The organism is Coprococcus sp. TM115-187, from assembly GCF_027679115.1.
Classification (GTDB): domain Bacteria; phylum Bacillota; class Clostridia; order Lachnospirales; family Lachnospiraceae; genus Allocoprococcus; species Allocoprococcus comes.
The window spans coordinates 1-19,737 of the sequence record NZ_JAQEKS010000036.1 but is presented as its reverse complement, the minus strand read 5'-3'; the positions used below and the strand labels follow the sequence as shown (position 1 = coordinate 19,737).

Here is a 19,737-nt window from a genome sequence, read left to right as displayed (position 1 = left end):
ACTACCGGGTGGATTCGGGACTTTAACCCGTTAGAAACGTGCGCCGCTAGGCGCACACGTCAAATCAGGATATGTTTCTCACATATCCTGATTTTTCTATTCTCTATAATTCCTCAGCCACCATCTCCAGTGCCGCCTCAATTACCTTATCCATATCATAATACTTATAATTTCCAAGACGTCCACCAAAGATCACATTCTTTTCCTGATCCGCAAGCTTTCTGTATTCTTCAAACAGCTTATTATTCTGCTCGTTATTTACCGGATAGTACGGTTCCATTCCAACTTTCCACTCTGAAGAGTACTCTTTAGAGATAACGGTCTTTTCCTGTTTTCCAAATTCAAAATGCTTATGTTCGATGATACGTGTGTACGGAACTTCTCTTTCAGTGTAGTTCACAACTGCATTTCCCTGATAGTTGTCAGTATCAAGTACTTCGGTCTCGAATCTTACAGAACGGTATTCCAGTGCTCCAAGCTTGTATCCAAAGTATTCGTCGATCATTCCGGTAAACAGTGTCTTCTCTGCGATATCCGGATTTTCTTTGATAAATTCAAAGTAATCAGTATCTGTCTTTACTTCGATTCCGTCCAGCATCTTTTCAATGATCTTTGTATATCCACCGATCGGGATTCCCTGATATCTGTCATTGAAGTAGTTATTGTCAAATGTAAATCTTACCGGTAAACGTTTGATAATAAATGCCGGAAGGTCCTTGCAGGCACGTCCCCACTGTTTTTCGGTATAACCTTTTACCAGTTTCTCAAATACATCTTTTCCTACCAGAGACAATCCCTGTTCTTCCAGGTTCTTCGGTTCTGTAATTCCAGTCTCTGCAACCTGTTTTGCGATCATGTCTTTTGCTTCCTGTGGTGTCTTAATGTTCCACATTTTGCTGAATGTGTTCATGTTAAACGGCAAGTTATAAAGCTCGTTCTTGTAAATCGCTACCGGCGAATTGATGTAGTTATTAAACTCTGCGAACTGGTTGATGTAATCCCAAACCTGTTTGTTGGATGTGTGGAAAATATGTGCACCGTATTTGTGAACATTGATTCCTTCAATGTTTTCACAGTAAATATTTCCACCGATATGCGGACGTTTGTCGATGACCAGACAGGTTTTTCCTTTTTTCTTTGCTTCGTGAGCAAATACTGCTCCGTATAATCCTGATCCTACTACTAAATAATCATACTTCATAATACTAAATCCTCTCTTTTATTTCTTTGTAATTTTATCTTTTATCATCTTTCCCATTCCGACTACACTTCCTACTCCATAGCTTAAATGAAGTAAAAAGAAAATTCCCGGAAGCAAAAGCTGACATATATGCTTCGCCTCATTTTTCACAGCAAGAACTGCCATTCCGATTGCACCACACCAATAGGTGATCCACATTACAATTGCCAGAAATGGCTTTTTCAGTGCTGCTAAAATTGATGTTACAATAATCGCAATCACAAATGCAAACGGCACAAAATGATAGATGCTGAGACATCCCGGACATACACCAAGGGTTCTGGCCACCCAGTCTCCATTACCGTATTTCTGCTTCATCATTCCCGGAATTGAACTTCTCACATACTGCCAGGAATGAATCTGCGGATCATAGCACAAACGGTATCCTGCCTGCCGGATCCGGTAATGCATTTCATTATCTTCCGTTCTTCCCAGATTTTCATTGAAAAGTCCGACTTTTTCAAATACTTCCCGCCGATATGCCGCATGGAACATGGATTTTACATATTTCTTTTCATTCTCTCTCCGGAAACCCGCAATTCCACTTCCGAACATTGAACTTTCCGCACTCAGTAAAAGTCTCTGCCACGGTGTGTCCTTCTCCGGAAGATTTGGCCTTGGTCCCCCGGTGACATCCTCTCCGCTTTCCATACACTCCACATTCTTGGAAACAAAATCCTCCGGAATACGTCCATGCGCATCCAGACGGATAATGATATCCCCGGTTGAACAGCGGATTGCCTGATTCCAGCCGGATGCCTGATTATTTCCCTGATTCTCTGTAACAATGCAGTTATAATACTGCGGATTTTCTTCAGCAAAACGTTCCATAATCCGTCTGGTTCCGTCTGTTGAGCTGCTGTCAACCATCACAACCTCGATCTGCTCTGCCGGGTAATCCTGTTTCGTAATATCTTTCAGCAAATGTGGGAGATACTCTTCTTCATTGCGCGCAATCGTGCAAACTGATACTAACATACATTTCTCCTATACTGTAGTTCTTATCGTAATACTGCAAATACTGTCATAAACATGGTCATAAAATCTCTCCACAGACTGTATTTGCGCAGATCTTCCAGATTATAACTCATCTTCTCCGGAAGCACTTCATGAATATAAGCATAATCCACATCTTCTACATGCTCCAGCATTTCACCCTCATCTTTGTAGCATACGCTGGCTCTGGAAGTAATTCCTGCCGGTAACAAAAGTGTCGCATACATTTCTTTGGTATAACCCTTTACATACTTCACAACTTCCGGTCTGGTTCCGACAAAGCTCATCTCTCCACGAAGGACGTTGATAAGCTGCGGAAATTCATCAATCCTGCAGCCACGGATCACTTTTCCAACCCGTGTCAATCTGGAATCCTGACTGATTGTAACCTGTGTTCCCATCTTATCAGCGTTCTGCACCATAGTACGGAACTTTAGAATGTGAAATTTCTTTCCATACTGTGTCACACGCACCTGCTTGTAAATCACCGGTCCCGGTGAATCCAGCTTGATTGCAATACTGATGACCAGCATGATCGGTGATAAGATAACAAGCAAAATCATCGAAAGCAGAATGTCAAAATATCTCTTTAATCTTAATTCTTTTTCGTGTCTGATCAGAATATCATAGTATTGTTTTACTTCGTCTGTTCTCATAAACTTCGGAAGTTCGTCCCATTTTCTCATACAGCATTCCTATCCGATGCATTCCTTCAATACATCTGTCACGTATTTTACCTCTTCATCGGTAAGTTTCGTATGAAGCGGTAATGTAATTGCATTTTCAAATAAAGCATAAGCATTTGGATAATCTTTGATATCAAATCCCAGATTCTTGTAAGCAGATAATAACGGCAACGGTTTGTAGTGCACATTCGTTGCTACGCCATGCTCTGCCATTTTCGTAATGATCTCATTACATTCTTCACGTGTTTTTCCCTGAACACGGATCAGATACAAATGTCCGCTGGACTTATGATCTGTATCAAAATGATTCAGTACACTCACAGGAAGACTTTCCAGTGCTTTATCATACATTCCTATGATTTCCCGGCGCCGTGCTAATAATGCATCATAGCGCTTTAACTGTACCAATCCAATAGAAGCCATGATATCGGTCATATTGCATTTGAAATAAGATGCCACAACATCATACTCCCATGCGCCAAGCTGCGTCTTGGCAAGTGCATCCTTGGACTGGCCATGCAGTGAAAAGAGCATATATTTTTTATAAATGTCGTCATCATTCACCCCTTCGATCGGACACCATGTGACTGCTCCTCCTTCCGCTGTGGTAAGATTCTTTACTGCATGGAAGGAAAAACTTGTGAAATCTGCAGCCTGTCCACACTTCTTTCCTTTCCGCTCAGCACCAAATGCATGTGCTGCATCTGCCACTACGATCACTCTGCCAAACTTCTCCTGCAGTTCATTTGCCGGATGAAAAAGTGATCTCTTTGCCTCTACAATTTCAAATATCTTATCATAGTCACACATAATTCCGGCAAGATCTACCGGGATAACTGCTTTCGTCTTCTCTGTGATTGCATCTGCCAGCTTCTCATAATCCATCTCGTAAGAATCTTTTGCCACATCCACCAGAACCAGTTTTGCACCTACATGCTCTGCTACACTGGCTGATGCAGTATAAGTATAGGCAGTTGTAATTACTTCATCTCCCGGTCCAATGCCAAGAAGTCGTAAGGTCATCTCCAGACAGGCCGTTGCGGAATTTAGACAGACAACTCTGCCTGTTCCAATATACTCTGCCAGCTGTTTTTCAAAAAGCTTTGTCTTTGGTCCGGTTGTGATCCAACCACTTCTTAACGTATCTACAACTTCTGCTATCTCCTCTTCCGTAATATCCGGAGGCGAAAAAGCAATATGCATATTCTCCATAAAAATTCTTCTTTCTTTAAAATAAAATATACTATGTAACAATTATTACAAAATTATTACATAGTATATACTACCAAAAAAATCCATAAAATACAATTAAAACTATTTCTTAACTACTTTCCTGCTATTTTTTGAACACGATCAGCTTGCTGATCACATAATTGAGTACGATCACAATCACCTGTGCCACTACCTTAACCAGCATACTGTTCATTCCCAGATTTGTGATGAAAATAAATAAGATCAGTTCTTCAATTACCAGCGTTGCTACTCGGCCGCCTACGAAACTGGTGATTTCTTTGATAAAATCAGCAATGGTTTCGGCGTTGGAATCAAATACCCAGATTCTGTTTGTAACATAAGCAAATGAAACAGCCAAAATCCATGAACCAATATTTGCTATTAATACATTCCATCCTATCTGAATGTTAAAAAATGCATAAGAGATAATACTTACTAAAAAAGTTAAGCCACCAAAGAATAAGTATAATAATATTTCTTTATTTTTTTTGTAAAACGGATTAAAAATCCGTAAAACTGGAAGTTCCATGATGCGGTCAAATATATCTTTTTCTTTTTTCATTTCTGTTATCCTTTCGTAAAATAATCTCTCTTCTTCAAACCGTGCTATTATACTATATTTTTGTTTATATAACAACGTTTTCTTTACAATATCACTTGTTGTCTCCTAAAATCCATGATAACATGATTAGTATATTTAACAACTTATTTTATATAATTTCAAGGAGTATTTTTATGATTCGAATAGGTATAGTCAGTTATAATATATATTGCAATTTTACAAACTATGGATCTGCTCTACAATCTTGGGCACTTTACCAATCTATAAAGCGTATTTCTCCGGATTTGTATCAACCAGTTTTAGTTGACTATTGCCCGGATTCTCTCTCTGACAAAAATCCTTTAAATCCTTTTTCCAATATGTGGGATCAGGACCCAGAATCTAGAAAAATGTGTGAATTGTCTCTTCCTGCCATTCGTATTAACTATCAGAAATTTGATCATTTTTATCACACATACTTTGGTTTAACTTCTCAAAAATATACTTCAGAAAACTTTAATTCTATTGCCCATTTTGATGATATTAACCATTTTGTATGTGGCAGTGATACCATTTTCTGTATTAATGAATTCAACGGATTTGATGATGGTTATTTTGCTAACTACGATGTAATGAAAGGAAATTCTGTATCTTATGCTGCAAGTTTTGGTGATGCCCATTTTGACACAGATAGCTACCAGATATTAAATAACCGGCTTCAAAACTTTTTAGCAATTGGTTTACGGGAAAATAAATTTATACCTTATCTAAAAGAACATATTAATTCTAATGGAATTCAAGTTTTTAGAACAATCGATCCAACTCTTTTGCTAACCACTGAAGATTATGATACCATAGCCGTATCTCGTATTATAACTGAGAAATATTTATTATTATATGCACGACGATACAACAAAGAAATGGAAGCTTTTGCAGAAAAAATAGCCCGTGATAACGGATGGACAATTGTTGAAATCAGCTTACGCAGTACAAACTCAGCAAAAGGACATAAAATGTTTTATGAAGCAGGTGTTGAAGAATTTCTTTCTCTGGTAAAATATTCAGAATACGTTATAACGAACTCTTTTCATGGTTTGATTTTTGCTGTACAATACCGAAAACAAATGGCAGTATTTTCCAGAGAATCTGGTGATAATAAAATTGCCGAAGTTCTGGAGTTATTTGATTTAAAAGAATGCCTTCTCACAAAAGCACCTTCAGTAATTCCACAAATCCACGATTATGATGCTGTGCATGCACGTATAAATACTGCAAGAGAATTTTCTCTAGACTGTCTTACGAAAGAACTTAATTTATTGAATGGAGATCATTAAGCATGTGTTACCTTGATACAAATGATAAAATTACCTGTTCCGGCTGCGAATCCTGCGCAAATATTTGCCCACACAAAGCCATCTATATGATTCCTGATTCAGAAGAATTTCGCTATCCCAAAATCAATATAGATTTATGCACGAATTGCGGATTATGCCGTAAAGTTTGTCCTTATAATTTATCTCCTCAAAAATGTTCCGGAATAAATTATACTTTTGGAGGACATATAAAAAATCAAAAAGTTTTATCAGAAAGCACCTCTGGTGGAGCTTTCTCTGCAATCGTTAATGCATGGTGCGATAAAAATTATGTAATTTTCGGAGCCGTATCAGATGGTTTAAATGTATATCATGATCATATTTTTGACAAAAAAAATTTATATAAATTCAGAAAATCAAAATATACACAAAGTAATATTGGAACTTCCTATGCTGATGCAAAAAAGTTTTTACAGAATGGAAAAAAAGTTTTATTTTCCGGTACGCCTTGCCAAATTGCCGGTTTAAAATCCTTTCTCCTTAATTGCAATCAAACAAATCTGCTGACAGTCGAGGTTATTTGCGAAGGTGTTCCTACTCCTCTTTATTTAAAAAATTATAATAAGTATATTACTACAAAATATCATTCACGTATTAAATCAATTGATTATCGTTACAAAGATTTCAAATCCTATTTTAACCATTCTATTGGGCGATGGGATTTTGAAGTTATGCAGCTTTCTTTAAAAAACAGCAGGAAGCTTAAAACTGACAGATGGTTTAACCCGTTCTGGTCAATTTGGATCAGTCATTTAATGAGTCGACCATCCTGTTATCAATGTCCATATGCAACCAAAGAACGTTTTGCTGATATTTCACTCGGAGATTTGTGGGGTGTTCATTTATATTGTCCTGAATTATATAATCACAATAAAGGTGCTTCTCTGGTTATATGTAATTCTATCAAAGGTAAAAAGGCTTTTCTAAGTACCAAAGATATTTTTATCGGACATGAACTCAATTATGAAGAGGCTCTAAAATATCAGGGGCCTCTAAAGAATCATATTAATTCAAATCCAAACCGTGCATCATTTATACAAGATCTAAAAACTATGCCTTATACAGCTCTTTGTAAAAAATGGTCCTCTCCTCCAACAATAAAATTGCTATGGCAAAAATATGTTTGGGGAAACAGACAAAAAATATTATTTTGGAAATTAACTAAAGGATTTTATCATATTCAATAAAGGAGATTCACTATGTATTACTTAAATAATAATCTAAAAGATTTAGTTCGCATTTTTGATCAAAATGAACGCAAAAATTATTTACGACTTGACTTAAATGAAAACCCTGGAGGGCTTCCTCAAGATTTCATTGATTCTATTCTGCCTGAAATAACTCCTCAATTAATTGCACAGTATCCAGAAACCCATCACTTTTCGGAAGTCCTTGCAAAACATCTGAATACTACACCAGAACACCTTTGCCTTGTAAATGGATCCGCTGAGGGAATTCGCTATATTATCCAGGCTTTTACCTCAGAAAGCGGAAAAATTGTTGGAGTAGTTCCATCCTATTTCATGTTTCAAGTATATTCTGAAATGTATGGCCGATCTTTTGTAAAGGTTCCATATAATGATGACCTTTCAATGGATATTCAAAATATTATTTCCACCTTAACGCCTGATACACAATTACTTATATTACTTAACCCAAATAACCCGATGGGAAATGTATATTCAGAAACCGAATTTCAAGAAATCATTAAAGTATGTGAACAACTTGAAATCACTATCCTTGTTGATGAAGCCTATCATTATTTTTATCCAAAAACATTCATCAAATATGCTTTGACCTCCAAACATATCCTTGTTACAAGAACCTTTTCCAAGCTATTTTCAATGGCCGGTTGTCGACTTGGATATGTGGTTGGACATCCTGATGAGATAAAAATGGTACAGAAATTATGCACACCACATAATACAAACGCATTCGCCATGTTAGTAGCTCAAAAAATTTTAGAAACGCCTGGTATTTTATCTTCTTTAATTGAAGACTACACTCTTGGACGTGATTATTTGATAAAAGAATTAAATTCCCATAAGTATTTGCATAAGGGGGATGCAGGAAATTTCATTTTTATAAAGCCTAAAACAAATGCGCTAACCATTGTTGAAAAAATGAAATCGCAAAAACAAATTTTAATAAAATCTTATTCTAATGTCGGAAATTTTGGCACCTGCCTACGCGTTACCATTGGTGCCAAACAATATATGGAACGTTTTTTAGATGCTTTATTTGAATTAGACAATACCAATTAAAGGAGTCGCTTTTTAAATGATAAAAGTTATAACATATGGAACTTATGATCTACTCCACTACGGTCATATCAGATTACTAGAAAGAGCAAAAGCTCTTGGGGACTATTTGATTGTCGGGGTAACCTCAGATGATTTTGATAAAACACGTGGAAAAATAAATGTACAACAGTCTCTAATGGAACGTATCGAAAACGTCCGATCTACCGGACTTGCTGACAAAATAATTATCGAAGAATATGAAGGGCAAAAAATTGATGACATCCAGCATTATAATGTCGATATTTTTACTGTTGGCTCTGATTGGATTGGTCATTTTGACTATCTGAAAAAATATTGCAACGTCATCTACTTAGACCGTACAGAAGGTATATCCAGTTCCGAGCTTCGTGCAAAAGACAGTAATTTAAAGCTTGGATTAATAGGCAATTCTACCCTTGTAGCAAAATATTTTCGTGAAAGCAAATTCGTGAATGGTGCAGAAGTAACAGCCGTTTCTTCTTCCTCAACTTCTGCACAAATAAAAGCTGATAACAGTCTGTTATTAACCAACAGTTATACAGATCTTCTCTCTTCAATAGATGCTGTATACATTGCTTCACACCCTACTAAACATTATAATCATGTCAAACAGGCTTTACTTGCTGGTAAACACGTTTTATGTGAATCACCGATTGCACTTTCTGAAGCTGAATGTAATGAGCTTTATCAGCTGGCAAACAGTAAAAACTTAATCTTAATGGATGCCATTAAAACAGCTTATTCTACAGCTTATAACCGCTTGCTTTTACTTTTAAATTCCGGGAAAATCGGTCAAGTACTTTCTGTTGAATCAACTTGTACAAGTCTTAAAAACATCAAAATTGATACAACAAAAAAAGCAACTCATTATTGGAACAGTATTTGTGCATGGGGTCCTACAGCTATGTTACCTATCTTTCATATCTTAGGTACACATTGGATAGATATAAATATTACCTCTCTTATGTTAGACAAAATTCCTACTTTTGATTTATTTACAAAAATAAATTTTACTTACAAAAATGCTGTTGCTTCATTAAAAGTGGGTAAAGGAGTAAAATCAGAAGGTGAGTTAGTTATTTCTGGCACAAAAGGCTATATTTATGTACCCGCACCCTGGTGGAAAACTGAATATTTTGAAGTTAGGTTTGAAAATCAAAATGATAATCGAAGATACTTTTATCCACTTGAAGGAGAAGGGATTCGTTATGAATTAGTTGCATTCTTAAGAGCCATAAAAACCAATCAGTTACCAAATAATATTCCGATGCAAATTTCTGCAAATATTTCAAAAGTTATAAACATTTGGGAAACTGATTCTAAAGTCGTACATCTTTCACCTTCTTAAAAAAAGCAGACAACTACAATTATCCTTCCATAATTGTTTTGTCTGCTTTTCTCTATTTAACTCTTTTCTTTACCTCTTCTTCAAGAAGCTTTTCATTTTTTTTCCAATCTGCATGAATAAAATGAGGCTCTCCACATGGGAATGTATAGAAATCTTCACCGTACACTTCTTTTAAAACGTAAATATACTTATTTGGCACATAATATTCATCGCCTTCAAATTCGATTTTCTGTAATGGATAAAAAATCTCTTTTGATATTAAATTATTATCGTTACAATAACTCCAACTATCAAAACTGTATAAGCACCCTTTTGCATCTTCTTTAGCACAAATAATATTTTTATCATAAAGTTTCTTATAATATTTATTAAAAATCTCTGCAATCTGAATTCCAATAGCCGAATCATCATCAACACATCCTGCCCTACGAAATTCCTGAATCAATGGATTTCCTTCATCTGTAATTTCTGTTTTTAACTCTTTTCTAATTTTCTGATTTTCTTCCCATTTTTCATATGATGCCTCACTAATCCAGTCAAACGGAAATATATCAATAAAAACAGGAATAGTCGTATCTTTATAAGTAAAACGAATCTGCTTACAAAATCCCCATGCATCATATCTTACTGTAAGTCTATATTCTTGATGATCCTTTAATATTTCTCTTAATTTTTCAATATCCTCTCTTGCCATACAAGTATCTACATCATCATCCCATGGAATAAATCCCTTATGTCTCACTGCTCCTAACAAAGTACCTGCATAAAGCCAATAAGATAACTGATTCTCCTCACAAATTCTAGCAAAAGCTCTTAGTAAATCTTTCTCCAGAAGTTGCAAATTTCTGCTTACTCCCTTCGCTTTAGGTAATGCAAGAAAAAATCTTTTTTGAGCATCTGCTGTAGACTCTCCATCTTTTCGATACTCTTCCCAAAACATCTGCATATCCTGCTTATGATAATGTGTAATAATTCTTTCCAAACGAGCATTTTCCTCATGCAGATGTCTCACTTCATTTGATAATCCATCTATTTTTCCACTCATCTGATTATAAAGCTCGTTTTGATGATTATAACTATTTTTAATTCCCGATTCTAAAATTTGTCTTAATGAATCTGCTTTTTTTACTAAATCATTTGCCTTATCAAGAAATTGCCTTTTTCCTACTGGCAGACGCCAGTAAATATATTCCCATACTCTTCTCATTTCTTTCCTTCCCCTTAGAACTATTATCTATCTAGCCATTTTATATAATCTCTTTGTTTTTTCTTTTACTTCAAGTTTTGAATGCTTATAAAATGTTTTCAAATTAAATTTTTCTATAATTCTAACTGTTTCTAATGCTAATTTCTTTTTATTTTTCGGATTAAACTGAATCAAATCCGGAACAATAAAATTAATAAACCATTCAAAATAAGCTCGCCCCCATTTATTTAGAAATCCTTTTTCATTCCAAAATGCTGTTATTGTTCTAAGATTTTTCACATGCTGAACTAAACGTTTTTCCGTTTCATCATTATATTGTTGCATAAACGACCCGCTTCTATAGCATTGATAATAGTGCAGTTGATCTGAAATATACTGTACTCGTTTTGCCATAGGAACTGTTTGAAACAAAAATACAATATCCTCTCCAAATTTAATCGATTCAATAAATCGTAACTGATTATCATTTAAAAAATCTCGAGAATACGCATGATTCCAAATAAAGGGTTCACTATTAGTTTCGCCAAATAAAGATTTTTCATTCGGTTCTGGATAATATATATCTCTACTATTTAATTTCCATGCAACCCAGGCGTCCGGCTCTGGTATTTCAGGAAACGGTTTCGATCCATATACAATAATGTCTGCATAATGATTAATTCTCTCTTCATAAATTCTCTCACACGCATTAGTTGTTAAATAATCATCCGGATCTAAAAATACAATCATATCCCCTGTTGCCGCATCAATTCCAGTATTTCTTGCTGCCGCAACCCCAGCATTCTGTTTATCAATAAGTTGAATGCGCGAATCTATCTTCATCTGTTCCCGAATTATTTCATCTGAGTTATCTGTTGATCCATCATTAACACATATGATTTCAATATCCAAAAGAGTTTGACGTCTCAAACTTTCCAAACATCTACTCAAATAATCCGCCACATTATATACCGGTATAACTACCGAGATCTTCGGTCCTTTAACCATGATATACCTCCAATAATCTTCTTACAACCTAATTTAAAAGTATATACAACCCCATCATCTTTAACACTTTGAATTCCACCCAAAATCTTTCTTGGGAGAAATGTAATAAGTCTTCCTATGCGATACGAATAGGATTCTTTAATTTCCTTTAATTCTTTCATTGAATATCCCGGTTGATTGAGTGCATACTCATTATAAAAACCTATAGGATCTTCAACCATTTTTTTTACACCTTCCCACTTATATTCTTCAAAATATCGTGAATCCATTGTACCTTTTTCAAAGCATTCTTTAAATTCCTGAGCTGCTCTTTCTAAAAAGATATACTTAAATTTAGGACTAAGTCTCCCCAAATTCCACATATAAGTATCATATTTTATTCGATTACATACACATTCTAATACTCCACGATGTAAAGGATTTGTTTCCAAGAATTTATGCATCTCTTCATATTCATCACATACACAAAAAACTTTCTTCGGAGAATTTACTGAAGAATTCTCATTATCCTGACGATAATGCAAATATGCTTCCTGTAACAGCTGAACACGTTTAGCAAGACACATTACTTTAAAGCTAAAACTCGTATCCTGAAACGATGCTCCTGGTGTTTCATTAAAACGGATTTTATTTTCTCGAATAAAATCTTTTCTATAAATAGCAGACCAAATCGTCGGCTTCAAATTAAAAAATTCTACCATTTCCATCGGTGCATTAAAATCTGTAGCCGGACAGAATGTTTTTCTTGCACGTACTTTAGATACAATTTCTTCTTTTTCATTTCTTTCTTTCGGAATCGAATAATAATAGTAAAATCCTGATTTCACCACATCCAACTGATTGCTTGAAGCTACATTATACATTTCTTCAAACATCTCCGGATCCGCATAATCATCCGACTCAACAATACCGATATATTCGCCCTCTGCCATATCAAATCCACGGTTCATGGAATTTCCATAACCACTGTTTGGTTTTGTAATTACTTTTACACGTGAATCCTTATCCATATATTCCTGGATAATCTGTGGTGATGAATCTGTTGATCCATCATCTACACAAATAATTTCGATATCTTTCAATGTCTGATTTACAATACTGTCAAGGCACTGACGAAGATATTTTTCTACGTTATAAATTGGTACTACTACTGATACTTTCGGTGATCCCATATGTTCCTCCTTATAAATCCATGTTTTTATCTAATTCCAGATAATGATTCCAAAAATCCTTTGAAGTAAAGGTACCAAACATATTTCGGTACTGTTTACATACTTTATCATATCTCTGGTCAATATGTTTACATACTTTAAAAAATTTAATGTAAGATGCTATCATCGTAATAACACTTCTTTTTGCATCCAGCACATGATCTGTACTGTCTATATACAGCACTTCTTTATATCGATATAAATCATAAATATTTGGATATGGAATTTCTGCTTTTGGCTTTCCATGTCTTGCCGGCAAAAAATGTCCATTCATCGTAGCCATTTTCCAGATCTTTTCCATAAATGGAACATTCTTTCTTTGCTCTTTTCCATATGGGCTAAGATCTTCTTCCGTTAAACCTTTGTAACCGATAAAATCTTCTTTAGATTTCATCTCATAGTTATATGCCGCCAGTTTTTTGTGAATCTCTATTCCATCCTGCTCGCTGAACCATTTTGCTCCTTTTAAGAAATCAAGTGTTCCAAGTAGATTTAAATCCACATACTTGTAGCGATACTTTCCTATATTGCTGCTAATCTCTTTAAATAAAACCTTTTTAAATTGTTTAGCCGTAAACTTTTCATCATGAATCGCATTCAGTATTGCCAGATTTCGAATATCATAATATTCATTTGTTCCCGGACATTTATTTTCAAACGCTTCATGCCATACACAAATTCCATTTAATAAAATAAATTCTCCATTTGCACGTAATCCATATTCAATATCATCACGATGAATAAATAACGGAAGCGGTAATTTATTTTTGTTAATAAATGTGACTGGTATGCAGGAATACCACCATCCAACATAATCATGTTCAATCTCGACTTCATTTGTAATGCATTCTGCCAATGAAGTCATATCAAAATCATGATTATGTGCAATCATATCTCCATTGTTCCATAATGCTCCACTTTCATACTGGATACTTGGATGATCCAGTCGCATCAGAGCTCCACCAATTACATAATTATAATATTTCTTCTTTAAATGTTTTAAGAAAAGATAATTTCTTTCAATTGTTTCCGGTAATATAATTGCATCATCATCCATTAACAGAACGTGACTTATTTTTTCTTCGCCATTTAAATATTCCAGCATGGTACGGGTAAACCCGCCTACTCCACCCAGATTTTTGTTTTTTACAACATGAATTTCTGGATTTTCAATTTTCTCTGGTTCTAGCGTACCCGCATTATCCGAAATACAAATTTTAATATGTTCATACGCTTCTGCTGCCGGATTATTTAAGATTCCTTCTTTCAGGAGATTCATATTACGCTCTACATATTTTTCTCTCTTGAACGTACAGATTCCGATTCCTATACAGATATCATTCTCTTCCAGACCCGTCTGATCTGTTGAAAAATCAACCTCATAAAGCACTGACTCTGACACTGCCTCAATCATAACTCCAAGCATTCCTTCCTCCGGAAGCGTAAATTCATTTGAAGTTACATATCCTGAAGCATCCGACTGGATTTCCTCGTCCAGTACACCATGTCTTTCTACATCTCCATCTTTCACCTGAAGATGATCTATTTTTACTTTTACAATTCCATTCAGCTTTAATCTAAGATAAACAGACTCAACTCCAACATATTTTTTCCACTTCAGGCATGAAAATAAATTAAAATATGTTTCCAGATTTACTTTTGCCAAAGTCTTTAACTCAACTTTTTCCTTGTCGGTCACAACATCATCAGTTGTTTTCATATAAAGCCGAGTCGTCTCTTCTGAATACGGATATAAAGCAAATTTTTGTAGTATCATATTTCTCCCATCAAACTATTCATTCATATACTCATTGGTTACTTCTTCAACCAGACCGCTTTTTCTTACCACACCTTTATCAATCCAAATTGCATGATCGCACAGCTTTCTTACAGATTTGACATCATGCGATACATATAAAAGTGTTGTTCCTCCACTGAGCATATCTTCCATTCGCTTATAACATTTTTCCTGAAACTGATAATCTCCTACAGACAAGATTTCATCAACAACCAGAATATCAGGCCTTACCATCGTAGCAATCGCAAATCCAAGTCGAGCCTGCATACCTGATGAAAAATTCTTAATCGGTACATCCAGGAAATCCCAAAGTTCCGCAAACTCAATAATCTCATCAAAATGCTCTTCCATGAATTTTCTGGAATGTCCCAGTACTGTCCCATTTAAAAACACATTTTCTCTTGCTGTCATATTCATATCAAATCCAGCACCCAGCTCAATCAATGGAGCAATTGTACCTTTCGTCGTAACAGTTCCCTTATACGGCTTTAAAATGCCACAACATGCTTTTAAAAGAGTGGATTTTCCAGAACCATTAGTTCCGATCAACCCCCACGCTTCTCCCCTCTTCACTTTCAGATTTACATCTTTTAACGCCAAAAACTCCTGAAACATCAATTCATGCTTAATCAGTTTAATTACATATTCTTTTAAATTATCCACCTTTTCAGATGCCATGTTGAACCGAATCGTAAGATGGTCAACATCAACAATATATTCTTCGCTCATTATCTTTTCTCCTAGATATACAAAATGAAGTTATCCTGTGTTTTCTTAAATACACCAAGTCCAATTGTCAGCATAATAAACGCCATCACCCAGCAACCGACAAAAATTCTCGGCGTTGTAAAATGTCTGTATAAAACAAGATCTCTGAAAAACTGGATATAATAATACATCGGATTGCAGTATTCTACCAGTTTTCTCAGCCCGTCCGGAAGAAGATCAATCGGATAGAACATCGGTGTTACATACATCCATGCTACAGTAATTGCATTATAAATATACTGAATGTCTCTAAAGAAAACATTTGCTGCTGACAAGAAGAATCCCATTCCACACACAAAAATATAAAGCGGTATAACTACCAGCGGAAATAATAAAAAATATGGTGAAAATGGTGTTCTTGTAATCAGCATCACCAAAATCAATGCACCCATTGAAAAAATAAGATCAATCAATGAGCTTGTTACTTTCGACAATGTAAAAATATATTTTGGTACATAAATTTTCTTAATCAGTGCTCCATTATCCAATACTGAATACATGGACATATGGGTTGCATTATTCATAAAATCAAACAGTGCCTGTCCAGTAAGCAGATAAACTGGAAAGTTTTCTATTCCACGCTGAAACATCTGCGAAAATACAAGCGTCATTACTAACATAATCAGCAATGGATTCAAAATGCTCCATACATATCCCAGGAAACTTCTTCTGTATTTTAATTTCACATCTCTGACTACCAGTTCTCTTAATAAATCCTTATACCTAAAAAATGTATTTATCCTATCTCTTGTCACACTCATTTTTCTTCTCCATCTTAATATGAATTTCTTCGTCCTTTAAAAACAAGAACCGCTAACGGGAATGCAGCATATCGAGTTTTCCTCAAAACCAGAACAGCCGGATTCTTTACTCTGTCATAGACTTTCCGGTTCTTATGATAAAAATATGCATCCAATTTCATTGCTTCTTTTCTCATACCATTCTTAAGAGGAAAACTTATATAAATCTTCATCTGACTGGTAAGAATTGTTGCTGTCAGCTCACGGATATACTCCAGATTCGCTACTGGAGCAATCTTTTCTACTTTCTTGCAATAGCTGTTCAGCCGCATAAGCACACGTAAATGATTCTTCAGATTCTTCTGCATCTTCTGAATAGACATACTCTGTCCCGGAAGTCCCAGGCGATACTGATATACCGGCTCTTCTATGAAATACACTGTCCGCACATACGGAATCGGAAATGCAATAAATTCCACATCAACATAAAAAGTGTGTTCGTCAATCTGTTCATCAGCCTTTCTGAACAATTCCGTCTTCACAGTTGTCGCATGCATATCAATAATCGTTTTACCGACAATCTCTTCAAACTGATACAGCTTATTATACTCTATTTTTTCAAACGGATGTTCCTGCCTCTTCTCTGGCATTCTGGTTGTATGATTGATCCAGGTATAATTAGACGCCACAATATCTGCATCGCTCTCTTTTAACACTTTCACAAGATGAATAAAACTTCTTGTATCTACCCAGTCATCCCCATCAACCACTTTAAAATATTTTCCTTTTGCCTCACGAACTCCTGTGTTAATCGTAGAACCATGTCCCCCATTTTCTTTATTGATCAACCGGAATGTATTTTCGTACTTGTCCGCATATCGCTGTGCAATCTTGGCAGTATTATCACTTGAACCATCGTTCACGATCAATACTTCAATATCATCCATAACCTCGGAATTCACAAAAGATTCCAGGCAGTCTTCCAAATATGCTTCCACATTGTAACTTGGAATCGTTACTGTTAATATCTTCTCGTCCATTGTTCTCCTAACTTATATAAATAATATTTTTCTCAAAAAAAGTTGGTTTTACAGATATTTAGTTCTATCTGAATCACCAACTTTTATTTTGATTACTTGATTATTATACTACACTTTTCTTTAGATGGAAAGATTATATCAAATGCTTGTTTTTTTGTCAAATTTCGTGCTCTTTTATATAGAAAACAGAACATATTTAACCCAAAACCACAGATTAGGATTCGTATAAAATAAATTCTGATATCTATCAGCTATAAATATATTGAAATAATTAACTACTAATGTAATAGCACTCAGACTAATCAGCACTTTCATTACAATATAATATTTTTGAGTATTTCTATATTTTTCTTCTAAATATAAAAATGCAATCACCGTGGACATCGCAAATAGCCATCCAAAATCGGACATATATCTCTGTGTCATTCCAGACATTTGAATTGTTAATAAAATAATTATAACAGCACTAACAAACGCCCCTACACCTAATGCGTAGCATTTTTTCTTCTTCATTTCCTTACGATTTTTAAAATATGCCCAACATATTACAAGTATTGGATTAAACCATAAAAAACCTCCAAATAATGGCTCCTGACTTAAATATCCCTGATAATCAAATTGTACATTATTTCCAATTAACTGCATGAAAGGAAATTTAGAAGATATATTTAGCGGCTGAAAAATATACTCAAAAATCCCAACCCAATTTCTTGCTAAAACAATTCCTCTATGAGTCATATCATTACTGGTCAAATTATAATTTGCCCCAAAATCCATAACACTGCCAAAACGAGCATAATTATAATACATAATGCCAACACCAATAATTAGAAACGGTACTATTACGCTTAAAGTATTTGCCATTCCTTTAACAGAGAAAAACCTCTTTTCTTTAATATCATTCCAAAAAATAGGAAACGCAAACAGCAATATTATGGCTAATTGCGGTCTACAACCTATAATAAGAGCTATTGCCAATGAACCTAATATGAGATATATTTTATTAAGTTTTTTACTATCGCTTGCTGCAATCCAAAAACTAAGTCCTATAATTCCCAACATCAAAGACATCATAATCGGCAGTGAATATATCGTCCCATAAAAAACTAAATAAACTATAGCGCTCATAGCAATAAAAATCGTATCCGTCACAATGTATGTGCCAAAAGATATATTTTTATAATATTTTTTTATTATCAAATATATAAATATATAAATAACTATACAATACATCAGACCACAAAAAGTAACTGCTATCCATGTTGGTAAATGAACTCCAAATAGCAACTTAAATGGAACAAAAAATATCAATGCAGGAACAATTCCAAAATAGCAATAATATTTTCCTTTATAATAGGCATGATCAACATAATATGTTTCTCCCGTTTCCGCTAAAGCTTTACTTCTCAATTGCGGATCATATGGATTATCAATGTTTTCTAATGCTTTAGTTGGTTCTATATTCAAATAAAAATGACCATCAATCAGAGCATCCGTTAGTTTTTCATATTCTGTATCCGGAAGCCATCCTCCATTTCCAAGATTTCTTGTCGGAAATGTCGAAATACTGATTCCCGCTAAGACAAGCAAGTTTAATCCCAATGCTAAAGCTATAAAAATTCGCTGCTTTCTTTTTTTTATATTTAACGAAATATTATATACTTTAGAATTTGGTCTAAATATTTCAAATAAAATAAAAATAATCATTTCAATCACTATACGCAGTGGATGAACGATGAAAGGCCTTTTCACATTAAATGCAATTTTATTTACACTAATTTTTGCTCCTTCAGGCAAATCAATTTTTATTTTAATTTTATTTGTTTTCCCGCTTAAATGTAAACGAACATATTTACTTTCCTTTATTCTCCTCACTATATTCATTGATGGTAATTCTTTATATTCTGAATTAGCTTCATCAGTCATAAATATACGTATCGGGAAAAATCTTTCATCACATACTGATGCATTATCTGCCACATCAATATCTGCCAATATATTTTTCAAATTTATATTTAATGCTTTTATTTCCAGGAAAGCTTCCTTCTCATCTACAATCTCATAATACTCTCCGCTTTTTTTTATTCCTTTTCCACACTCAAAATTTTCTACAACCTTTTCTTGATTTAATAATGACTCCCAACATCTATAATTAAAAACAAATGTTTCTAATCCTATTATAATTAAAAATGCAAATAGTATTTTCCTTACAAATTGCTTCATTACTATTCTTCTCCCACTATCTTTTATTTACAATTTTCAATGCTAACTCTTTTATTATCTTCAC

17 protein-coding genes are annotated in these 19,737 nt (G+C 34.6%); 4 read left to right on the top strand and 13 right to left on the bottom strand.

The features are described from left to right. Positions 1-103: 103 nt before the first annotated feature. The 5 genes from glf to PGW42_RS15085 all read right to left on the bottom strand — a co-directional run bounded on the left by glf (position 104) and on the right by PGW42_RS15085 (position 4,717). Positions 104-1,201, bottom strand: a complete 1,098-nt coding sequence (gene glf / locus PGW42_RS15105) for a UDP-galactopyranose mutase (protein ID WP_270203966.1) — start codon at positions 1,199-1,201, stop codon at positions 104-106. 18 nt (positions 1,202-1,219) lie between these two features. After that, the gene (locus tag PGW42_RS15100) at positions 1,220-2,218 is read right to left on the bottom strand and encodes a glycosyltransferase family 2 protein (protein ID WP_270203967.1); all 999 of its coding nucleotides are present in this window, start codon (positions 2,216-2,218) and stop codon (positions 1,220-1,222) included. Between the two features lie 23 nt (positions 2,219-2,241). Then, entirely contained in the window at positions 2,242-2,922 is a 681-nt protein-coding gene (locus tag PGW42_RS15095; RefSeq protein WP_008374631.1) for a sugar transferase, read from the bottom strand. Between the two features lie 9 nt (positions 2,923-2,931). Further along, on the bottom strand, positions 2,932-4,125 hold the full coding sequence (locus PGW42_RS15090) for a DegT/DnrJ/EryC1/StrS family aminotransferase (RefSeq protein ID WP_270203980.1): 1,194 nt from the start codon (positions 4,123-4,125) through the stop codon (positions 2,932-2,934). Between the two features lie 133 nt (positions 4,126-4,258). Further along, a complete protein-coding gene (locus tag PGW42_RS15085) occupies positions 4,259-4,717 on the bottom strand; it encodes a GtrA family protein (RefSeq protein ID WP_270203968.1) in 459 nt (152 codons plus the stop codon). Positions 4,718-4,890: 173 nt separating this feature from the next. Between PGW42_RS15085 and PGW42_RS15080 the strand changes: the two genes are divergently transcribed. Genes PGW42_RS15080 through PGW42_RS15065 form a run of 4 tightly spaced genes read left to right on the top strand, consistent with a single transcriptional unit; the run spans position 4,891 to position 9,699 of the window. Next, on the top strand, positions 4,891-6,030 hold the full coding sequence (locus PGW42_RS15080; RefSeq protein WP_270203969.1) for a polysaccharide pyruvyl transferase family protein: 1,140 nt from the start codon (positions 4,891-4,893) through the stop codon (positions 6,028-6,030). 2 nt (positions 6,031-6,032) lie between these two features. After that, positions 6,033-7,256: a Coenzyme F420 hydrogenase/dehydrogenase, beta subunit C-terminal domain gene (locus tag PGW42_RS15075; RefSeq protein WP_270203970.1), complete on the top strand. Its 1,224-nt coding sequence runs from the start codon at positions 6,033-6,035 to the stop codon at positions 7,254-7,256. A 12-nt stretch (positions 7,257-7,268) separates the two neighbouring features. Next, the gene (locus PGW42_RS15070; protein WP_270203971.1) at positions 7,269-8,333 is read left to right on the top strand and encodes a pyridoxal phosphate-dependent aminotransferase; all 1,065 of its coding nucleotides are present in this window, start codon (positions 7,269-7,271) and stop codon (positions 8,331-8,333) included. A gap of 16 nt (positions 8,334-8,349) precedes the next feature. Further along, positions 8,350-9,699, top strand: a complete 1,350-nt coding sequence (locus PGW42_RS15065) for a Gfo/Idh/MocA family oxidoreductase (protein WP_118198471.1) — start codon at positions 8,350-8,352, stop codon at positions 9,697-9,699. Between the two features lie 52 nt (positions 9,700-9,751). Here PGW42_RS15065 and PGW42_RS15060 read toward each other — a convergent pair whose 3' ends face one another. The 8 genes from PGW42_RS15060 to PGW42_RS15025 all read right to left on the bottom strand — a co-directional run bounded on the left by PGW42_RS15060 (position 9,752) and on the right by PGW42_RS15025 (position 19,673). Continuing rightward, positions 9,752-10,906 (bottom strand): LicD family protein, encoded by a 1,155-nt coding sequence (locus PGW42_RS15060; RefSeq protein WP_118198472.1) that lies wholly within the window; start codon positions 10,904-10,906, stop codon positions 9,752-9,754. Positions 10,907-10,933: 27 nt separating this feature from the next. Then, complete coding sequence (locus PGW42_RS15055; RefSeq protein WP_118198473.1) at positions 10,934-11,893, bottom strand: glycosyltransferase family 2 protein; 960 nt, start codon at positions 11,891-11,893, stop codon at positions 10,934-10,936. Next, positions 11,866-13,065, bottom strand: a complete 1,200-nt coding sequence (locus PGW42_RS15050) for a glycosyltransferase (protein ID WP_118198474.1) — start codon at positions 13,063-13,065, stop codon at positions 11,866-11,868. The genes PGW42_RS15055 and PGW42_RS15050 overlap by 28 nt, the downstream gene beginning before the upstream one ends. A gap of 10 nt (positions 13,066-13,075) precedes the next feature. After that, the gene (locus PGW42_RS15045) at positions 13,076-14,824 is read right to left on the bottom strand and encodes a glycosyltransferase (protein WP_182438575.1); all 1,749 of its coding nucleotides are present in this window, start codon (positions 14,822-14,824) and stop codon (positions 13,076-13,078) included. A 72-nt stretch (positions 14,825-14,896) separates the two neighbouring features. Then, positions 14,897-15,631: an ABC transporter ATP-binding protein gene (locus tag PGW42_RS15040; RefSeq protein WP_118198476.1), complete on the bottom strand. Its 735-nt coding sequence runs from the start codon at positions 15,629-15,631 to the stop codon at positions 14,897-14,899. Between the two features lie 11 nt (positions 15,632-15,642). After that, on the bottom strand, positions 15,643-16,431 hold the full coding sequence (locus PGW42_RS15035) for an ABC transporter permease (protein ID WP_118198477.1): 789 nt from the start codon (positions 16,429-16,431) through the stop codon (positions 15,643-15,645). Between the two features lie 14 nt (positions 16,432-16,445). Continuing rightward, positions 16,446-17,450 carry a glycosyltransferase family 2 protein gene (locus PGW42_RS15030; protein ID WP_270203972.1) on the bottom strand — a complete coding sequence of 335 codons (1,005 nt, stop codon included), beginning with the start codon at positions 17,448-17,450 and terminating at the stop codon, positions 16,446-16,448. Positions 17,451-17,624: 174 nt separating this feature from the next. Further along, positions 17,625-19,673, bottom strand: coding sequence for a hypothetical protein (locus tag PGW42_RS15025; protein ID WP_270203973.1), 2,049 nt, complete (start codon positions 19,671-19,673; stop codon positions 17,625-17,627). Positions 19,674-19,737 lie beyond the last annotated feature (64 nt).